General features: G+C 49.5%; 15 protein-coding genes. 9 read left to right on the forward strand and 6 right to left on the reverse strand.

Annotation, left to right across the window (positions count from 1 at the left end):
- Window positions 1-4: 4 nt before the first annotated feature.
- A complete protein-coding gene (locus ACO0LE_RS01940; protein WP_422958735.1) occupies window positions 5-541 on the reverse strand; it encodes a hypothetical protein in 537 nt (178 codons plus the stop codon).
- A gap of 419 nt (window positions 542-960) precedes the next feature.
- Here ACO0LE_RS01940 and ACO0LE_RS01945 point away from each other — a divergent pair, with 419 nt between their 5' ends.
- Window positions 961-2,097: a type IV pilus twitching motility protein PilT gene (locus tag ACO0LE_RS01945; RefSeq protein ID WP_422958962.1), complete on the forward strand. Its 1,137-nt coding sequence runs from the start codon at window positions 961-963 to the stop codon at window positions 2,095-2,097.
- 114 nt (window positions 2,098-2,211) lie between these two features.
- Here ACO0LE_RS01945 and ACO0LE_RS01950 read toward each other — a convergent pair whose 3' ends face one another.
- The 3 genes from ACO0LE_RS01950 to egtD are packed head-to-tail and all read right to left on the reverse strand — an operon-like array spanning window position 2,212 to window position 4,767.
- Window positions 2,212-2,502: a DUF427 domain-containing protein gene (locus ACO0LE_RS01950; RefSeq protein ID WP_422958736.1), complete on the reverse strand. Its 291-nt coding sequence runs from the start codon at window positions 2,500-2,502 to the stop codon at window positions 2,212-2,214.
- Between the two features lie 17 nt (window positions 2,503-2,519).
- On the reverse strand, window positions 2,520-3,812 hold the full coding sequence (egtB, locus tag ACO0LE_RS01955; protein ID WP_422958737.1) for an ergothioneine biosynthesis protein EgtB: 1,293 nt from the start codon (window positions 3,810-3,812) through the stop codon (window positions 2,520-2,522).
- A gap of 16 nt (window positions 3,813-3,828) precedes the next feature.
- On the reverse strand, window positions 3,829-4,767 hold the full coding sequence (gene egtD / locus ACO0LE_RS01960) for an L-histidine N(alpha)-methyltransferase (RefSeq protein ID WP_422958738.1): 939 nt from the start codon (window positions 4,765-4,767) through the stop codon (window positions 3,829-3,831).
- A gap of 478 nt (window positions 4,768-5,245) precedes the next feature.
- On the opposite strand from egtD, the gene ACO0LE_RS01965 reads away from it, so the two are divergent.
- Entirely contained in the window at window positions 5,246-5,704 is a 459-nt protein-coding gene (locus tag ACO0LE_RS01965; RefSeq protein ID WP_422958739.1) for a DUF1269 domain-containing protein, read from the forward strand.
- Between the two features lie 17 nt (window positions 5,705-5,721).
- Here the strand turns inward: ACO0LE_RS01965 and ACO0LE_RS01970 are convergent, their stop codons facing one another.
- Together ACO0LE_RS01970 and ACO0LE_RS01975 are read right to left on the reverse strand one after the other, a co-directional pair.
- A complete protein-coding gene (locus tag ACO0LE_RS01970) occupies window positions 5,722-6,477 on the reverse strand; it encodes an alpha/beta fold hydrolase (protein ID WP_422958740.1) in 756 nt (251 codons plus the stop codon).
- A complete protein-coding gene (locus tag ACO0LE_RS01975) occupies window positions 6,474-7,484 on the reverse strand; it encodes a M14 family zinc carboxypeptidase (protein ID WP_422958741.1) in 1,011 nt (336 codons plus the stop codon). Before ACO0LE_RS01975 ends, ACO0LE_RS01970 begins: the two co-directional genes overlap by 4 nt.
- A 189-nt stretch (window positions 7,485-7,673) precedes the next feature.
- Here ACO0LE_RS01975 and ACO0LE_RS01980 point away from each other — a divergent pair, with 189 nt between their 5' ends.
- From ACO0LE_RS01980 to ACO0LE_RS02010, 7 genes are all read left to right on the forward strand, one after another.
- A complete protein-coding gene (locus tag ACO0LE_RS01980; protein ID WP_422958742.1) occupies window positions 7,674-8,420 on the forward strand; it encodes an ABC transporter ATP-binding protein in 747 nt (248 codons plus the stop codon).
- Complete coding sequence (locus tag ACO0LE_RS01985) at window positions 8,420-9,988, forward strand: putative ABC transporter permease subunit (protein WP_422958743.1); 1,569 nt, start codon at window positions 8,420-8,422, stop codon at window positions 9,986-9,988. Before ACO0LE_RS01980 ends, ACO0LE_RS01985 begins: the two co-directional genes overlap by 1 nt.
- An 81-nt stretch (window positions 9,989-10,069) precedes the next feature.
- Window positions 10,070-11,317, forward strand: coding sequence for an efflux RND transporter periplasmic adaptor subunit (locus ACO0LE_RS01990; protein ID WP_422958744.1), 1,248 nt, complete (start codon window positions 10,070-10,072; stop codon window positions 11,315-11,317).
- 11 nt (window positions 11,318-11,328) lie between these two features.
- Window positions 11,329-12,138 (forward strand): ABC transporter ATP-binding protein, encoded by an 810-nt coding sequence (locus ACO0LE_RS01995; RefSeq protein WP_422958745.1) that lies wholly within the window; start codon window positions 11,329-11,331, stop codon window positions 12,136-12,138.
- Window positions 12,135-13,358, forward strand: a complete 1,224-nt coding sequence (locus ACO0LE_RS02000; RefSeq protein WP_422958746.1) for an ABC transporter permease — start codon at window positions 12,135-12,137, stop codon at window positions 13,356-13,358. The genes ACO0LE_RS01995 and ACO0LE_RS02000 overlap by 4 nt, the downstream gene beginning before the upstream one ends.
- 538 nt (window positions 13,359-13,896) lie before the next feature.
- Complete coding sequence (locus ACO0LE_RS02005; RefSeq protein ID WP_422958747.1) at window positions 13,897-16,059, forward strand: TonB-dependent receptor plug domain-containing protein; 2,163 nt, start codon at window positions 13,897-13,899, stop codon at window positions 16,057-16,059.
- Window positions 16,060-16,093: 34 nt separating this feature from the next.
- Window positions 16,094-16,495: a glutaredoxin family protein gene (locus tag ACO0LE_RS02010; RefSeq protein WP_422958748.1), complete on the forward strand. Its 402-nt coding sequence runs from the start codon at window positions 16,094-16,096 to the stop codon at window positions 16,493-16,495.
- The last annotated feature ends 56 nt before the right edge of the window (window positions 16,496-16,551 follow it).

Consider the following 16,551-nt stretch of genomic DNA (forward strand, 5'->3'; position numbering starts at 1 on the left):
AGGATCAGATCTTCGGATGATCAGGCGCCAAAACTGCTCCGCATGTGGGACAGAACTGGTCGAATGGTGCGACCTCATGCCCGTGAGCGCACTTGCGGCTTTTTAGCAGATGCGGGTTATTGATTGCTGAGTAAAGCGTTGCAAACGCTACGGCGTAGAAGACCATCCAATGTCCGGAAAAGAGCCTCACTTCGGTTCCATCATTTGACGCATTCAATCCGCCAGGATGACCCGGCATATTGTTCATACAAAAGATGAAATTGATCACGGCATAGCCGAATAAGCCACAGAGCATGTAGCGCGCCCAAACGGGACAACCCGACAGCGCCAATTTCCAAAAATCTGAGCGCTTGCCGTGACATGACATACGGTTAGCAACCAGAACTGTCGGAAGCCAAACAACGAAGATGCCTGCGTGCAAACTCCAGACCAGATGACCACCCGGAATGGGAATCCCTGCCAAGGCACTAAGATGACTCGCTATGCTGAGAAGCAGACCAAAGGCTGATAGCAGCATGAATGGGTATAAGAGGGCGTTCACGGTGTATTGAAAATCTAGTGTTCGAGCTTATTGTTTGCACAGAAGCTAATTAGATAGCGTGCTTGTCACGAAAACTGGGAGCAGCGGGGGCATAGGTAAAATTTTTCTGGAAAGTCTTATAGCAATGGGCTCCAGTTGACTGAGTTTAATATCTACTCAGTAAAACCAAATCTAGAAAATGGGTTCAAGAATCAGTTTTGGTTTTACCAACAACATTTGCAAAGACGAAATAAATCTCGATCACCAATTTTTAGCCGATTGTAGTCACTTTCTTTACTATGTTTGGAATTTTCATCAACAGTTTGCGACTTTCTTAGGCAGCAAAAATCATCCAAAGCAACAAATCGCAGAATCTTTCCCATCTGCAAATATACTGAGTTTATAATCAGGCATATTTTCCAAACAGAGATCAAATAATGATGGAAGCCCATATGTCCTCGCAGATTCGTACGCTGTCGTATATCGAGAATGAAGACCACCCGGTATTTGGTACCCTGGTTGAGCAAATTTTGCATTTGCTGAACTCACGTCTGAGTTTCAGCGACATTCTGATTCATCAAAATAGTCCTATCATGTTGCGTCAGCCTAAGGGGCTGGTTGCGGTGACGGATTCGCCTATTACCAAAGAAGAACTTGAAGAATTTTTTGAGGTCATTGAGCCCAACTGGTCTGCGCGTATTCAGGATCGTGCATTTGACCGTTCGATTGATCTGAACACGGCGCGCATTCGTGCCAACTGTTTTACGTTTCAGGGTAAGAAGCGGCTGGGTTGCGTGATTCGTCGTTTCCCGCGGGAGCCGATGGAATTGAGTCAGCTGGGTTTGCGTCAGTGCGAACAGGATTTTGCCAAACTGGCCAGCGGTCTGGTGTTGATCATCGGCGATACCTGCCAGGGTAAATCGACCACGATTGCATCGATGCTTGATCAGATTAATAAGACCCGCTCCGGCCACATCATTACGATCGAAGATCCGGTCGAGACGCTGATACCGCAACGCAAATGCATTATCACGCAACGCGAAGTCGGCTTTGACGGTGACGTCGAGAGCTATTATCTGGGTGCTCTGGATGCTCTGCGTGAGCGTCCTGATGTAATTGTGATCGGCGAGATCCGCGATGCGCAGACCGCACAAGAGGCGCTGGCGCTGGCGGAGTCTGGTCCTCTCGTGCTGGCATCCCTGCATGCGCGTTCGACCGAGCTGGGGTTGCAAAAAATGTTGCGTTTGCTGGGTAACGGTGAGCCGCAGGCACAAGCACTGGCGCAGGCTTTGCGTGGGGTTCTATGTCAGGCGTTATTGCCGTCAGTTGAAGGCGAGCGCTATTACCTCGCGACGGAATGTCTGACCTCCAGTCCTGCGGTGGCGCGGATGATAGAAACCGGCGGCATCTCTGGTCTGCGGGCCTTGATGGACGGTGATGCAAGCAAGCAGCATCCGGGCTGTTTTTCGATGAACATGTCGTTGAAGCAGCTGCTGATCGAGAAAAAAATTGGTCTGGAAGATGCGCGTAATGCGACAACCGATCGTATCGGCTTTCTGGATGCCCTGAAAAAATAAACTGGCTTGTTAGTGGCTAAACAAGCTGAGCAAGCTGAGTAAGCTGAATCGATAATGGCGCATTAGTAAATAATGCGCCATTTTTATTTTGTTCCTGCCTTATTTGCTACAGCCTTACGCAACGACTGTCACACCCTTCCAGAAGGCGACAAAGCTGGTGATTTTTTTTGCTGCATCTTTAGGATGTTCATAGGTCCAGGCGGCGTTGGGATTGACCTCATCATTGACGATGACATCGAAGTAATTTGCGGTGCCTTTCCAGCTGCAGACGGTTTCTTTTTCGGTACGCCGGAAATGCTCGGCTTTGATCGCATGCCGCGGGAAGTAGGTGTTGCCCTCGACCACGATGACTTCGGAGGCATCGGCATCGGCGATGACGGCATTGTTCCAGATAGCGCTTGGCATAAGGTTCCTTGTTGAGATCAGAGAGCAGCCGCTACGCTGCGGGCGAGGCGTATGCCGGTTCTTTGCCACCGGGCGGTGGAGGGGAAAAAATTACGATAGCTGATGCGTGAATGATCTTTCGGTGTAAAGCACGAGGAGCCGCGCAATACATATTGGTTCGCCATGAATTTGCCATTGTATTCACCGATGGCACCCGCTGCTGTTGCGTAGCCGGGGTAGGGCGCGTAGCTGCTGCTGGTCCATTGCCAGCAACAACCGAAGAGTTGCGATATCGCGTTATCCCTGGCTTCCAGGTTAGGCTGTTTTTCTTGCTGTGCAGCGTATTCCCATTCGGCTTCGGTCGGGAGCCGCGCACCTGCCCAGCTTGCATACGCGGATGCCTCAAAATACGATAAGTGACATACCGCTTGCTGCAGAGGTAGTTCGCGTAAGCCATATAAACTATATTCTTGCCAGCCCGATCCATCTCGCCAATACAGCGGATGCCGGATATGGTGCTGCTGTATCCAGTCCCAGCCCTCGGCTAGCCAGTGAACCGGATTCTGGTAGCCGCCATCGCCGATAAACACCAGATAGTCGCCGTTGCTGACGAGCGTTGGCGCCAGTTGAAATGCTTCCACGAATTGCCGGTGCCTGGGCACTTCATTATCGAAGCAAAAACCATCGCCAGCATGACCGATCGTCACAAGCTCCGCTGCGAATGTGTACCATTGCTGTGTCTGAACGGTGTCGGTGCAATGGTCTGTTATATCGTCATTTTTACCCGCGGCGATGCTTGTCAGCATTGCCGGAGCCATAGGATTGCAGGATAGGAGATGCTTGATGTCAGTCAGCATCAATTCCTGATGCTGCTGCTCATGTTGTATGCCCAGCTCAACTAACTCGACCAGGCTAGCGGAGACGTTCGTCGCAGTCAGGGTTTTATTTAAGGATTCGCTGGAGGACGAACTGAATAACTGCTGCATACGCCGGTCAACGTCCTGCCGGTATGCCAGCACCTCGTCGAGGCTGGGGCGTGTCAGCAAACCTCGTTGCGGTCGGGGATGTTTTTCGCCTATGCCGTTGTAATAGGAGTTAAACAGCAGTCGGAACGCCGGGTGAAAAGCCTGAAAGCCGGATTCAAATTCAGCCAGGATAAAGGTCTCGTAAAACCAGGTGGTATGCGCCAGATGCCATTTCAGCGGACTGGCGTCTGGCATCGATTGTGCACCCGCATCTTCAGCTGACAAGCAGGCCGCAATGCACAGCGAACGCTCTCTGACTTGCATCCAGCGCTGTAATAGCTGATATGGTAAGCAGTGTGATGGCATAGTAAGGTCGTTCAAGTCAGAGAGCTTTAGCATAGACCATGGCGAACCATTCTGCATCATCGGTCCAGTGACGGGACTGACCAAATCCTGCTGTATGGAGCAAACTTATGAACGACTCCAGACTATATTTGTAGCTATTTTCGGTGTGAATGCGCTCACCACGGATGAAGCGCCGATGTTCACCAGGCCAGTGTATAGTCAGATCTTGCCGCGCTTCCAGATGCATTTCTATCCGTGATTGTTCCGCGTTAAAGAAGGCCCGGTGCTGCCATTGTTGAACATCAAAATCGGTGTCTAGTTGCTGATTGGTGTGTCGTAATACATTCAGGTTAAATGCGGCGGTCACGCCCAGCCCGTCATCATAGGCTGCATGCAATACAGCATGATCTTTGATTAGATCTATCCCGATCAGAATACCGCCGTCTTCACCACATAAGGCGCGCAGCTGCTTGAGGAAGGCCAGTGCCATTTCTGGTTCAAAGTTACCGATGGATGAGCCAGGATAAAAGAACAGACGGCGGTCCGCGCGTACCTCGCTTGGAAGACACCAGTCTTGCGAAAAATCGATACCAAGAGCAGTCATTTCTATGTGTGGAAAGCGTTGTTGCAAGCGTCGCACGGAGCCACGTAAGTGAACTACTGAAATATCAATTGGCACATACTGATCCGGATGGAGCTGCGGGAACAGTCGCGCTGCTTTGGCGCAGTTGCCCGCCCCCAGATCGATGAGCGTGCCGCCGGGCCCAATCGCATGTGCGATGTCAGCTAAGTGCTCTGACATGATACTGGCTTCGGTACGTGTCGGGTAATACTCAGGCAACACACAAATTGCTTCGAACAGGACTGAACCGACGGCATCATAAAAATATTTTGGAGAGGTGTGCGCCCTGTCGGCCAGCAACCCGTTGGCAAGTTCTTGCTGGATTGCCTTATTTTCGTGAACGATAACAGACATACACCACCTTTTATAAACCATCAGTAAGACCACTATGTGAGCCATGCCGGGAATGTTTAGTTACTGGTAGAGCGGGCGACGAAACAGACAGCAAACCTGATCACAAGCTGGCGACAAAGCAAGATTGTTCTACTTTACCTGTTGGATAGTAGCTTGAATCAATGACCAGTGTTTGACATCGAAAAAAAGAGTTTTCTATTGCACACCAGCATGCTTTTTTTAAGAAAATCTGTATGTCATTTTTTTGCGTTTTTCTAAAAATTAATAGAAATTTAGCCAGAATTTTCTATATCGAGATAAGAGACTTTGCATCGATATACTTTGCTTTTGGCCACGGTTGTTGACAAACTTGTCGCGACTCCTCAGCCAATGCCGGCGTACAACGCAAAACCTCCGGGATTTTTTTCAAAAAAATGGAGGCCAATATGAAACGCAGACTGTATTTCATGCTCCCCGATGTACCGAGTGCCAGGGCGATGTGGATGAGTTGTTGCTGGCGCGTGTAGATGAACGTAGTTTACATTTCCATGCCAAAGAAGGCAGCTTGCCGCGTGATATGCCGGAGGCAAACTTTGTTCAGAAAACCGATCTGATCCACGGTGCAGAGGTCGGGATGCTAATTGGCGCATTTTCGGGTTTGCTGGCTGGCAGCATGATCCTGATTTTTCCTCCCGAGGGCATAAAGTTGCGTACGATTTTTCTGCTGGCGTCGATAATTGGTGGTGCGTTTTTTGGTTCCTGGGCATCGGGGATGGCGGCTGCGGCGATTCCGAATTCTCGTCTGAAAAAAATCAATGAAGATATTGAACGTGGCCAGGTGCTTATGATGGTTGATGGGCCTTATCACCGGGTTGCGCAAGTCGAGGATCTGATTGCGAAGCGTCATCCGGAAGTAGGCTTTGGCGGTGTTGAACAGCATATGCCGGTATTTTCCTGATGACCTTAAATGGCTTCTTAAGCGGCGTGGTCAGCAGCTACTTGCTGTATCACCCAGGTAGCGTCATCCAGCGGCAAATCGTGTCCTGCTGCCGGATGCAAACATAGTTCGCATTGCCATTTTTTTGCCAGACGGATCGAGCATTGAGGATTGACCAGATCATCTTGTTCACCCGCCAGCATGAGTAGTGGTAGTGCTGGTTTTTGTGCAGGGGCCCGGTAACACAATGCGGCCCGTAATTGGCGCCAGATATTGCGGACTGAAATCGGCGAATTCTCTGCATATGCCTGCCACTGTTTTAAAATCGGCTCTGCTACGGTAGTGTTTTGTTTGCTGGTTGTGCTGGTAATGCGCAAGATCAGCTGCTCGCGTTTTGCCACACTACCAAATAACATGGTGAACAGCAGCGCTGGATAATTCTTGGGTCTTAAACGGTGATAAAACGGATTGTGCGGAGCGAGGCTGGTGTTGATCAGCACGACCCGGCTGAGTTCTTCGGGATGGGCATCGGCCCATGCGACGGCGACCATGGCCCCCAATGATACTGATAAGAGCTGATAGGGTGGTGCGTAGCCCCGTTTTTTCAGCTCATGACGACAGAATTCTGCCATTTCTTGCACGCTGCTAGCGCTCGTTTCTCGGTGCAGCACACCGTTCCCCGGAAAGTCCAGGGTGACGATATCTTCGTCCGGATGCGCAGCCTGAAATTGCGTCGCAAACTCACCCCAGTGACGCGATTCACGCATCAGCCCGCGCAGCAGCACCCAGGTCATGGCCGATACCAGCGGGCGACGGCACGTTCTTGCAGGCGCAGACGGCTTGGCCCCTGTGCCAGCCACTGCTGATGCCCGCAGGTAGCGCGCATTAAGAAATCCAGCCAAGAATTATGACGGCGCAATACCCGTTGCAAGCGATGTTCCGCAATCGGATTAAACATACCGTGGCGCGAGAATAGTTGACGCGGATTTTTTTTTACCCACAACCATGATCCCATCTCCAGCGTGAGTGGTAAAAAAGTATTGCCATGATGCTGCTGTGATTGCAGGTACAGATAATCCCAGACATCACCATGCGTCTGGTATTGCAGACTTTGCGGTTCAAACAGATAGTGATGATTCGGATGGGTTTGCTGAAATAATTCTTCCAGCGACAAAATATCCGCCAGATGCGGAATCGGATGAACATCATGCGCATGCGGAAACCAGATCCGGTCGCGCAATCCAAAACCCGAGTGACAATCAATTGCCATGCTGAACGAGCGGCCCAGCAGCTCTTTTTGTACAACCTGGCATAGCGCCTGATTTTCGACTTCCATTCCGGCATCGGCAGCACCGCGATACCAGGGCAGATGTCGGCTGATCCGATGCCCACCGACTAAAAAGGGAACCTTGCCTTCGGCATCGACCGGTGCATTGCGCATCAGATCGACCCCTTGCGGATTACATCGGGTAGATTGCCACATGCCACCCGGGTTAATCAGCGGCATAAACACTAGACGCACATCCTGCAACAGGTGATGCAGGCTTTTATCCCACGTTAGCCGTGTCAATAATCCGCGCAAAAAACTCAGAAGAACTTGAGTGCCGATTCTCTCAAGACCATGAATGCCACCAAAAAAACCGATCGCCGGCAAGGCGGGATCAGGATTGCCCAGGCAGATCTGATAGACCGGAAAGCGTTGATGGGCTGCACTGACTTCGCAGACCACTTCTGCTTCCAGATGGCCGCGACCTAATTCCAATATACGTTCCAGTTCTTGCAGTTCTGGTAAAGCGGCCATGGCGAGGTCGGGGGGAGTAAAGAGACCCGCCCATGCTAGTAGAGTCACATCAAGAACGCAAGGCGAATACCTTGACTCCGGACTTTCCAATCGAAAATTCGGGCAGATAAAAAATAAAACCGGCAGACAACAAAAAATTCCCTTTTGGAAAATATAATAGATCCACTATTTCTAAAAAAGCAAATAAAAATGAATATGACACCGACCACCCCAGCGCTAGAGCTCAGCGGATTGAGCAAGCAATTTGGCCGCCCTGCGGTTGATCAACTGAATCTTCAGGTCCGGCGCGGTGAGCTTTACGCCCTGCTCGGGCCAAATGGTGCGGGTAAGACAACGACGCTGCGGATGGTGGCTGGTCTGCTTGCGCCGGATTCGGGCAGCGTCCGAATACTTGGGACCGACCTCGCCAGAGAACCTCATTTGGCCAAGCAAAAGCTCGCCTATTTGCCTGACGATCCCATGCTGTACAACAAGCTTAAGCCATTTGAGTATCTGGAGTTTGTAGCCGGTCTGTGGGGGATACCGGCGCAAACTGCACAAACCAAAGCGCAGGAATTGCTCGACTGGCTCGATCTCAGCAAGCATGCGGATGAACTGACCGAAGGGTTTTCGCGTGGCATGAAACAAAAACTTGCACTGGCCGGTGCGCTGATTCATTCGCCGGAACTGATTATTCTCGATGAACCATTGACCGGACTGGACGCCGCCGCTGCGCGTCAGGTCAAGGATTTGTTGCTGCGGCACGTGCAGGCCGGTGGCACGGTCATCCTGACCACGCATATTCTCGATGTGGCAGAACGCCTCGCAGAACGGATCGGGATTATTCAAAACGGTAAATTAATCGCTGAAGGCACATTAGATGAGCTACGCAGTCAGACCAGTCAAGGTGCAACGACTCTGGAGGAGGTCTTCCTTCAACTTACGGAGCCTGCATAATGCTCGGCTTGCGCCATTTTAAACAAGGGACTGCCGCTTGGCTCTTGGCACATGAAGTCCGTTTGTTTTTTTATGAGATGGGTGACGATAAATCCCGGAAAAAAATCAAACGTGGCATGCCCCTGATGAGTAAGGTAATTATCTCGGCGATGCTCATTCTCTTGCATTGGGGATTATGGCTTGTCATGCGTAAATTGCCAGCGCTCAATACAGAACCGCCGGCGACGATACTGATGGGTTCAGGTGCAGCGCTGTTTGTGATGTTCACTTTGATGCTGTCCTTTGGACTAAACCGCAGTGTGCGTGCCTTATTTGAACGCGGCGACTTGGACTTGCTGTTATCTTCGCCGCTTGCATCGCAGTCGATTTTTACGGTTCGGCTGACTGGCATTGTGATTGGTGTGGCGATATTGTTTTTACTGTTTTTGACACCGGTTGCCCACGTGGGTTTGATTCTGGGACAGCCACGCTATCTTGGCGTTTATCCAGCCATATTGAGTATGGCTTTGATTGCATCGTCGTTATCCATGATGCTGACTTTGGGTTTAGTGCGATGGCTTGGAGTGCGCCGTACGCTGGTTGCTGCGCAGTTGCTGGGGGCGGCGAGTGGTGCATCCATTTTTCTCGTCATCCAGCTGATGAATCATCTGGATATCGCCTGGCGTCAAAAAATCTTTACCCAGATTCAGCCGTTACTGGAGCCCGGTCGCTTGTTGAGTGAACAAAGCATTGTCTGGTTACCTGCACGCGCTTTATTCGGTTCACCTTGGGCCATGCTGGTCATGGCCGGTTTTGGTGTCGCTTGTTTCAAGCTGACGACATACTTGACCCATGATTTTTTTGTGCGGGGTGTGCAACAGGCGGGTGGCGTCAGTGCTGCATCTACCACGGCACACGCACATACTGGTAAAGGTGAGCGCAAAGGTGCGCAGCATCAGTTTAAATCGGGATTATGGCGCACCGTCGTTGTCAAAGAATGGCGTATGATCCTGCGCGATCCGCAGTTAATTTCCCAGGTCTTATTACAATTACTGTACATGATGCCGATGTTTTTTGTTGCGTATAAAAACGGTACAGTATTACCTGCTACCGCGGGGATGGTGACTTTTATCGGCGCGTCTTTAGCCGGATCACTGATCTGGGTCATGGTCTCCGCGGAGGACGCACCGGATTTGCTTATGTCTGCACCGTGCAGTCAGCGGACTATTCGCAATGCCAAGGTCAGTGCTGCGGTGATTCCTCTGCTAATACTGGTTGCGCCATTTTTACTCTGGCTCGGGCTGCAGACGCCGCTGATAGGATTGTTACTGACACTTGCAATATTCGCTGCGATGACGAATATTGCCCTGTTGAATTTATGGCTGGCCAAGCCCAGCTCCAGAGGGCAATTCAATAAACGGGGGCAAGGGAACTGGCTGGCAAGTGTGCTTGAAGCGTTCAGTTCAATCTCTTGGGCCGCGACCGTCTATTTCAGCATGCTGTATGGTTGGATGGGGCTGATACCGCTTGTCCTAGCATTTTCGTTATTGGGTCTTGCCTGGTTGATGCGGATTGAACGAAATACCTAATAGTTGGTCACACAGCATTGTTCCGGCTATGTCGGAGCTGATATTTTTCACTCATGCTTTACCTTTTTGATTGATCTTGCGATGACATTCTTTACCAAAAAACGAGTTGCTTGGGCTGTTGGTATCGTGGTGGTGGCCGGCGCGGCTGGCAGCTACTACCAGAAAAATCAAAAATCAAACAAGGAAGAAGAACCTAAGTTCAAAACAACTTTAGTTGATAAGGGCAATATTACGCAGACGGTCACTGCCAGTGGCACGTTAAATCCGGTTGCTCTGATCAACGTCGGTTCGCAAGTCTCCGGCACAGTCGTTGAGTTGAATGCTGATTTTAACGACCGGGTCAAAAAAGGTCAGGTGTTGCTGAAGCTCGATCCGACTATTTTTAACGCCCAGATCAAGCAAAGTGAAGCGAGTCTGGCATCCGCCGAATCGTCTAAGCGTCTGGCTGTCGCGAATTTTGAACGCAATCAGAAGCTGGTCATACAGAACTATATTTCTGGCAGTGTGCTGGATCAGGCCAAGCGCGAAGTCGAAGTCGCCGACGCCAATATCAAACTCGCCAAAGCCCAGCTCGACCGGGTACAGGCAGATTACAACAACAGCGTGATTCGCTCGCCGATCGACGGCGTGATTATTAAACGAACGATTGACATGGGACAGACAGTTGCTGCGTCGTTCCAGACGCCAAATCTGTTCCAGATCGCCCGTGATCTGACCAAGATGCAGATCGATACCAGTGTCTCTGAGGCCGATGTCGGTGCCTTGAAAGACGGTCAGCCCGCTCGCTTTGTCGTCGACGCCTATCCTGATCGCGAATTTGAAGCTACATTGCGTCAGTTTCGTCTTGCGGCTAATGTGCAGCAAAACGTCGTCACCTACAATGTGGTGCTCGATGTCGATAATAAGGACGAGTTACTGAAGCCCGGGATGACGGCTCAGGTTCGCCTGGTCGTCGGCAATCGCCAGAATGTTTTACGTATTCCGACCGCCGCATTGCGCTTTAAATTGAGTGACGAAGAGATCGCCAAAGAAGAAAAAGCAAAAAAAGAGGCAGCAAAAAAATCCGGTACCGAGAATGCATCCGCGTCAGCCAGTGCTAATGCAGTCCCTTATCCCGAAGCCGATGATGATATTGCGTTCCGCAGTAAAAGCGAGATGACGCGTTCGTTTAAAATATTTATTCTGGATGAGAAAAACAAGGCAAAACCTGTCGATATCAAGATTGGATTGTCTAATTTTCGTTATACCGAGGTACTGTCCGGCGATCTGAAACTTAGCGATAAAGTTGTCATCCGCGCACTAGACAATACCAGCACCAGCGCGCGCTAATGGATAGCACTATGACGGCCTCCAATGCACTCAATGCGCCCAGTGCCATGCCAAAGACGCTGATTGATATCCATCAGGTAACCAAGAGCTATTTTTCCGGCGGTATCGAAACTCAAGTGCTGCACGGCATTGATCTGGTTGTTCCTCACGGCGACTTTCTCGCCGTTATGGGGCAATCAGGATCTGGTAAATCGACGCTGATGAATATTCTGGGCTGTCTCGATCAGGCGACCGGCGGCACGTATCTGCTCAATGGCGTCGATACCTTGACGCTTTCACGCAGCCAGCTGGCCACGATACGCAACCGTACGATTGGTTTTGTATTCCAGAGTTTTAATCTGATCAAGCGCATGAGTGTCGCGGAGAATGTTGCCTTGCCTCTGATCTACGCAGGAGTTTCGCGTGATAAGGCATATAAAAAAGCGTTGGTTGAACTGGAGCGGGTGGGATTAAAAGACTTGGCGAAACGTTTGCCGAATCAGCTATCCGGCGGACAGCAACAACGGGTAGCAATTGCGCGCGCACTGGTTGGCGATCCACCTTTGATCCTGGCAGACGAGCCAACCGGCAATCTGGATACCCAAACCAGTGTTGAGATAATGCGGTCTTTGCAGCAGTTAAATGCAGAGCGTGGCATCACGATTTTACTGGTCACTCATGAGCCAGATATCGCGACCTACAGCAAACGCCTAGTGCGCTTAAAAGATGGTCATGTCTTATACGACGGTCCGTCTGCTGAAGGTTTGCAACAGCTGGTACAAAGCCATGAAGCACATGCGCTGGCTGGCCTGCAACAAGGATTAAGCGGGGTACAGGTATGAATTTTCTCCAGGTATTTATTGAAGCATTCCGCTCGATGAATGCAAATCGCTTGCGCACGTCGCTGACCATGCTCGGTATTATTATTGGCATTACCTCTGTTGTCATGATGCTGGCGGTCGGTGAGAGCGCCAAGAAGTTCATTGCCAAAGAGCTTGAGGTACTGGGTAGTAATTTAATGATTATTTCTCCCGGGGCTAACCGGACACAAGGGGTGCGGGCGCGTACTGGTACCGCGCCATCGTTGTCGGTTGAAGATGCACTGGCATTAAACGATTTGCAAAGCCTGAACGGTGCGGCACCGGCTTTACAGGGTTTTTTCCAGATTGCCGTTGGTAACGACAACACAAATAATGCTGTGCTTGGTATCACGCCTGAGATGTTTAAAGTCCGCAACTGGAAAGTCGATCAGGGAAATTATTTTAGCGAATCCGATATCCGGGGCGCCGCCCGTATGGTGATTATCGGCAAAAAACTCGCGGAACAATTTTTTTATAAAGCTAATCCGATTGGTCAGTTTGTCCGCATTGATAATGTGCCGTTTCAGGTGGTCGGCGTCTTGCAAGGTGAGGGCCGCATGTTTGATGGCGGGGATCTCGGCGAGATGGTACTGGTACCGATTACTTCAGCGAGAGCAACACTGATGCGCAGTCCTTTTCCACGCAATGTGCACTATGTTGTGGTGCAGGGTAAAACTGATAAAGGCATGAAAGATGCGGAAGATGACATCAAAGATATGCTGCGTGACCGCCATCGCATTCGCGCTGATCAGGTCGATGATTTTCGTATCGACAATCTGGCATCAATTGCCGAGACCGGCGCTAAAATCAGTGCAGGTTTAGCAGCGATGCTAGGAGCCATTGGTGCGATTTCATTGATTGTTGGTGGTATCGGCATCATGAACATCATGCTGGTATCGGTCACGGAACGTACCCGTGAAATCGGTATCCGCATGGCAATCGGTGCCAAGCCACGCGATGTGTTATTGCAGTTCCTGACCGAGGCGGTCGTAATCTGTTTAGTCGGCGGTGTAATCGGTATTTTACTTGCAAGTGCAGGCGCGGCAGCGATTACATCGACCGGCAAACTCGATGTGGAAATTGGCGTAGGTGCAATGATAGTCGCATGCGGTTTTGCCAGTTTTGTCGGTATCTTTTTTGGATTTTATCCGGCAAGACGTGCTTCCAGATTATTGCCGGTGGATTGTCTGCGTTATGAATAAGCTAATGATACCGGTCGGGAAATGCCCTGATTTACTTATTGTGATGGGTAAGAATGTTGCATTTAACACACAGGGATTATGGGATTCTATGAATTCTATAGCCCGCTATGTTTGAAAAATTTCCAATAAATCAACTGCTTATATAGCTGTTAGAAAATTGCCGTCTTAATATGGGCCACCTCAAAATTTTTCCTGTTGGAAAAGTTGGCACAATATCTATTTTAAATGATATTGTTACCTTTCCATTAACAGAAGGAGAAATTCAATGTTTCGTCGGTTAAGTCTATTATTTGTGTTTTTTACCAGTATGTCTGCGGCTTACGCATATGAATACGTTGAGTATGCTACTTGCGACGCTGGTTGCTATGGCCTCTGCGGTATGGAGGGGGTATCCCAAGCAAGTTGCAAACGTATTTGTGGATGTTAAGTTTGTAAATTAAGATTGTCTCAAACTATAGGCATACAAATGTTTATAGTTTGAGGTGTGACACCTGATCTTGGAACTATCATCATAAAAACACATACCAGATTCTGGGTCTTGCTCATTTTAGCGAGTCAACAAACAATTTCCAGCTGGGCCGAAGACCTCCCCGCTACCCCCGCTCCAAAAGAAGTTGTGATCAATGGCAGACTGACTGATATCGAGGCGCGGCGTGATTTTGTCGCTGGAAAAATCATTATCGGGCGTAAGCGTATTGAAGAAAGTGGCTTACAAAATGTCGTCGAATTATTAAAACGCGAGCCGGTTGTGACGATTGCTAAGGATGGTCGCATTGGCTTACTTGGTTTGCCCGGGTATACCCAGGTACTGGTTGATGGTATGCCGCCGGCGGCCGGTAAGGAGTTGAGCGAACTGGATCTGGTTCGTTTAGAGAAAATTGAAATTATCAAATCGGCCGTTGCTGAATTTGGCCCCTTTGGTATTGCTGGGACGATCAATGTTGTTACGCGCAAAATCGAACGTAAAAAAGTTGAACAATTGCGTGCCGGTGCGAGCAGTGCGGATGGCAGACTAGGTGCCGATCTTGCATGGTCGGTAAATCAAAGCGAAACAGACTCGCCGCTAAGCTTCAATACTCAAGTATCTGCTTATCGCCAATCCTCATCCAATGAAAATCATAAGCGGCAAACTATTACCCTAGCCGGACTCACGACGCTGATTGATGATGCTAATGTCGTAGCGTACAACCGTAATTCGGATCTGTCGGTTAGTAGCGCAATTGAATGGAGGGCAGATGCACGTAACACGATTAATTTTTCACCGGGAATAAGTGACACCTACTTTGATCAGGGTAGCGTGGAGCACAAAAATTATACCGATGGGAAAACGCGGGATTTACAACAAAGGACAGCAGGCCCTTTTATTTTTTTAGGCTTGCCGCTCAACTGGACTTACATACCAAATGACGAAAGTCAGCTCACGCTGAACTGGAACTCCAATCGTATCCGCGCACGTTCTGAAATGAGTCAGGTAGAGAGTTTTTCTCAACAAACAACGACTCTGCGCCAAAGAACAGAAAATCGACGCATCGATGCGGATTTTTTGCGCGTTAATTATAAAATTGCCCTTCCAAATAATCACGATGTCAAAGCGGGTGGTCACATAGGATACGGCAGGAACAGCAGTGAATTCAGCAACCAGATCAATGGCGCACCAGACACCAGTCTGGATGCTCTGGGTACCCGACGCGACATGCGGCAAGACCAGCGCAGACTGTTTATGCAGGATGACTGGAGGCTGAGCAAAGAGTTCGCGCTGAATTTTGGATTCTCATTTGAAGACCGTGTCATTGACATCACCGAGGGTAACTTTCACAGTGAGGCGCGATACGACTTATTTTCGCCGTCAATCCACCTAGCCAGAAAAATCAACGGGGATGAATCACGTCAATTTCGTATTAGTCTGGCGCGGTCCTACAAAGCACCGTCGCCCGATCAGCTTAGTTTGCGTCCAACGATTAACCCGCTGGCGATGTGTTTGTCCAACGGCGTATGTGGTGGTAACAGTATAGAAACGGCGGATACCGCGGGCAATCCGCGTTTGCAGCCCGAGCGTGCACTTGGTTTAAACATATCGTATGAACACGGTATTGGTGCCGATAGCCAATTGAGTGTTGAGCTATATTCACGTGCGATCGATCGCCTGATTGGTACCGATCTCATGATTGAAAATGTTTCCTGGTCTAACTCGCAGCGGTATGTTGCGCGACCCTCGAATCTGGGACGTGCCACGGTGCAAGGAATCGATCTGGAAATGCAATTGTCGATGCGCGATATTTGGCAAGATGCGCCCAAACTTGATGTTCGTAGCAGCCTCGGTTTTGCGCGTTCACAGATTAGTAGTTTACCGGGACCTGACAATCGCCTAGCTGACCAGTCTCCCTACCGGGCGAAACTTGGGCTTACTTATGAGGCCAAAGAATTGCCATTGAAGTTAAATGCCGATGTGAACTGGACGCCCGGCGACTGGGTGCGTACCAATCTTTCTCAACGCATTTTTTATGCAAACAAAATAAATTTGAGCGCAAGTGCAAGCTGGAAATTCAGCTCCAATACCAAGCTCTTTATCAATCTGGATAATTTATTGAATAAAACCTCAACACGCGTCGATGAATATCTCGCCAATGATGAATTAACTAGACTGCAAACAAATAAGACGACGCCGGCAAAAATAGGTGTTCGACTAGAAGTGAAATTATGAACGCAATTAATTGCTGCCAAATAAGGATGAACACGTGAAACAACAGATTAAAAATTGGATCAAAAATAGCGTGCTGATGGCCGTAACGGTAGCTGGCGCGGTAGCGATAGGAAGTAACTTACCGCACTTCATTAATCAATCGCGTGGCCCGATCAGAAGTGGTGATTTCTCTACCCACCTTGAAAAAAAACCTCATCGCCTTACGTTATATGGTACCTCTACTTGCCCGCATTGCCAGTCAGCCCGCACATTTTTAAAACAAGCTGGTATAGCATTCAATGACGTATTGATTGATGAATCCAGGGAGGCGGCCGTAAGTTTTAAACAGCTACACGAAAGCGGTGTGCCGGTGCTCGTTTCTCAAAACAAATTGGTGGTCGGTTTCGACGAAAATGCTTATGATGAAATAATAAAAAGTCCTGCTGTAAAGCAATAAGCATGTAAAACTGAAATCAAAATACTTGTCGTCTAAAAATTATCGTCAGGAGTAAA

Source organism: Undibacterium sp. Xuan67W (assembly GCF_049340165.1).
Lineage (GTDB): Bacteria > Pseudomonadota > Gammaproteobacteria > Burkholderiales > Burkholderiaceae_D > Undibacterium.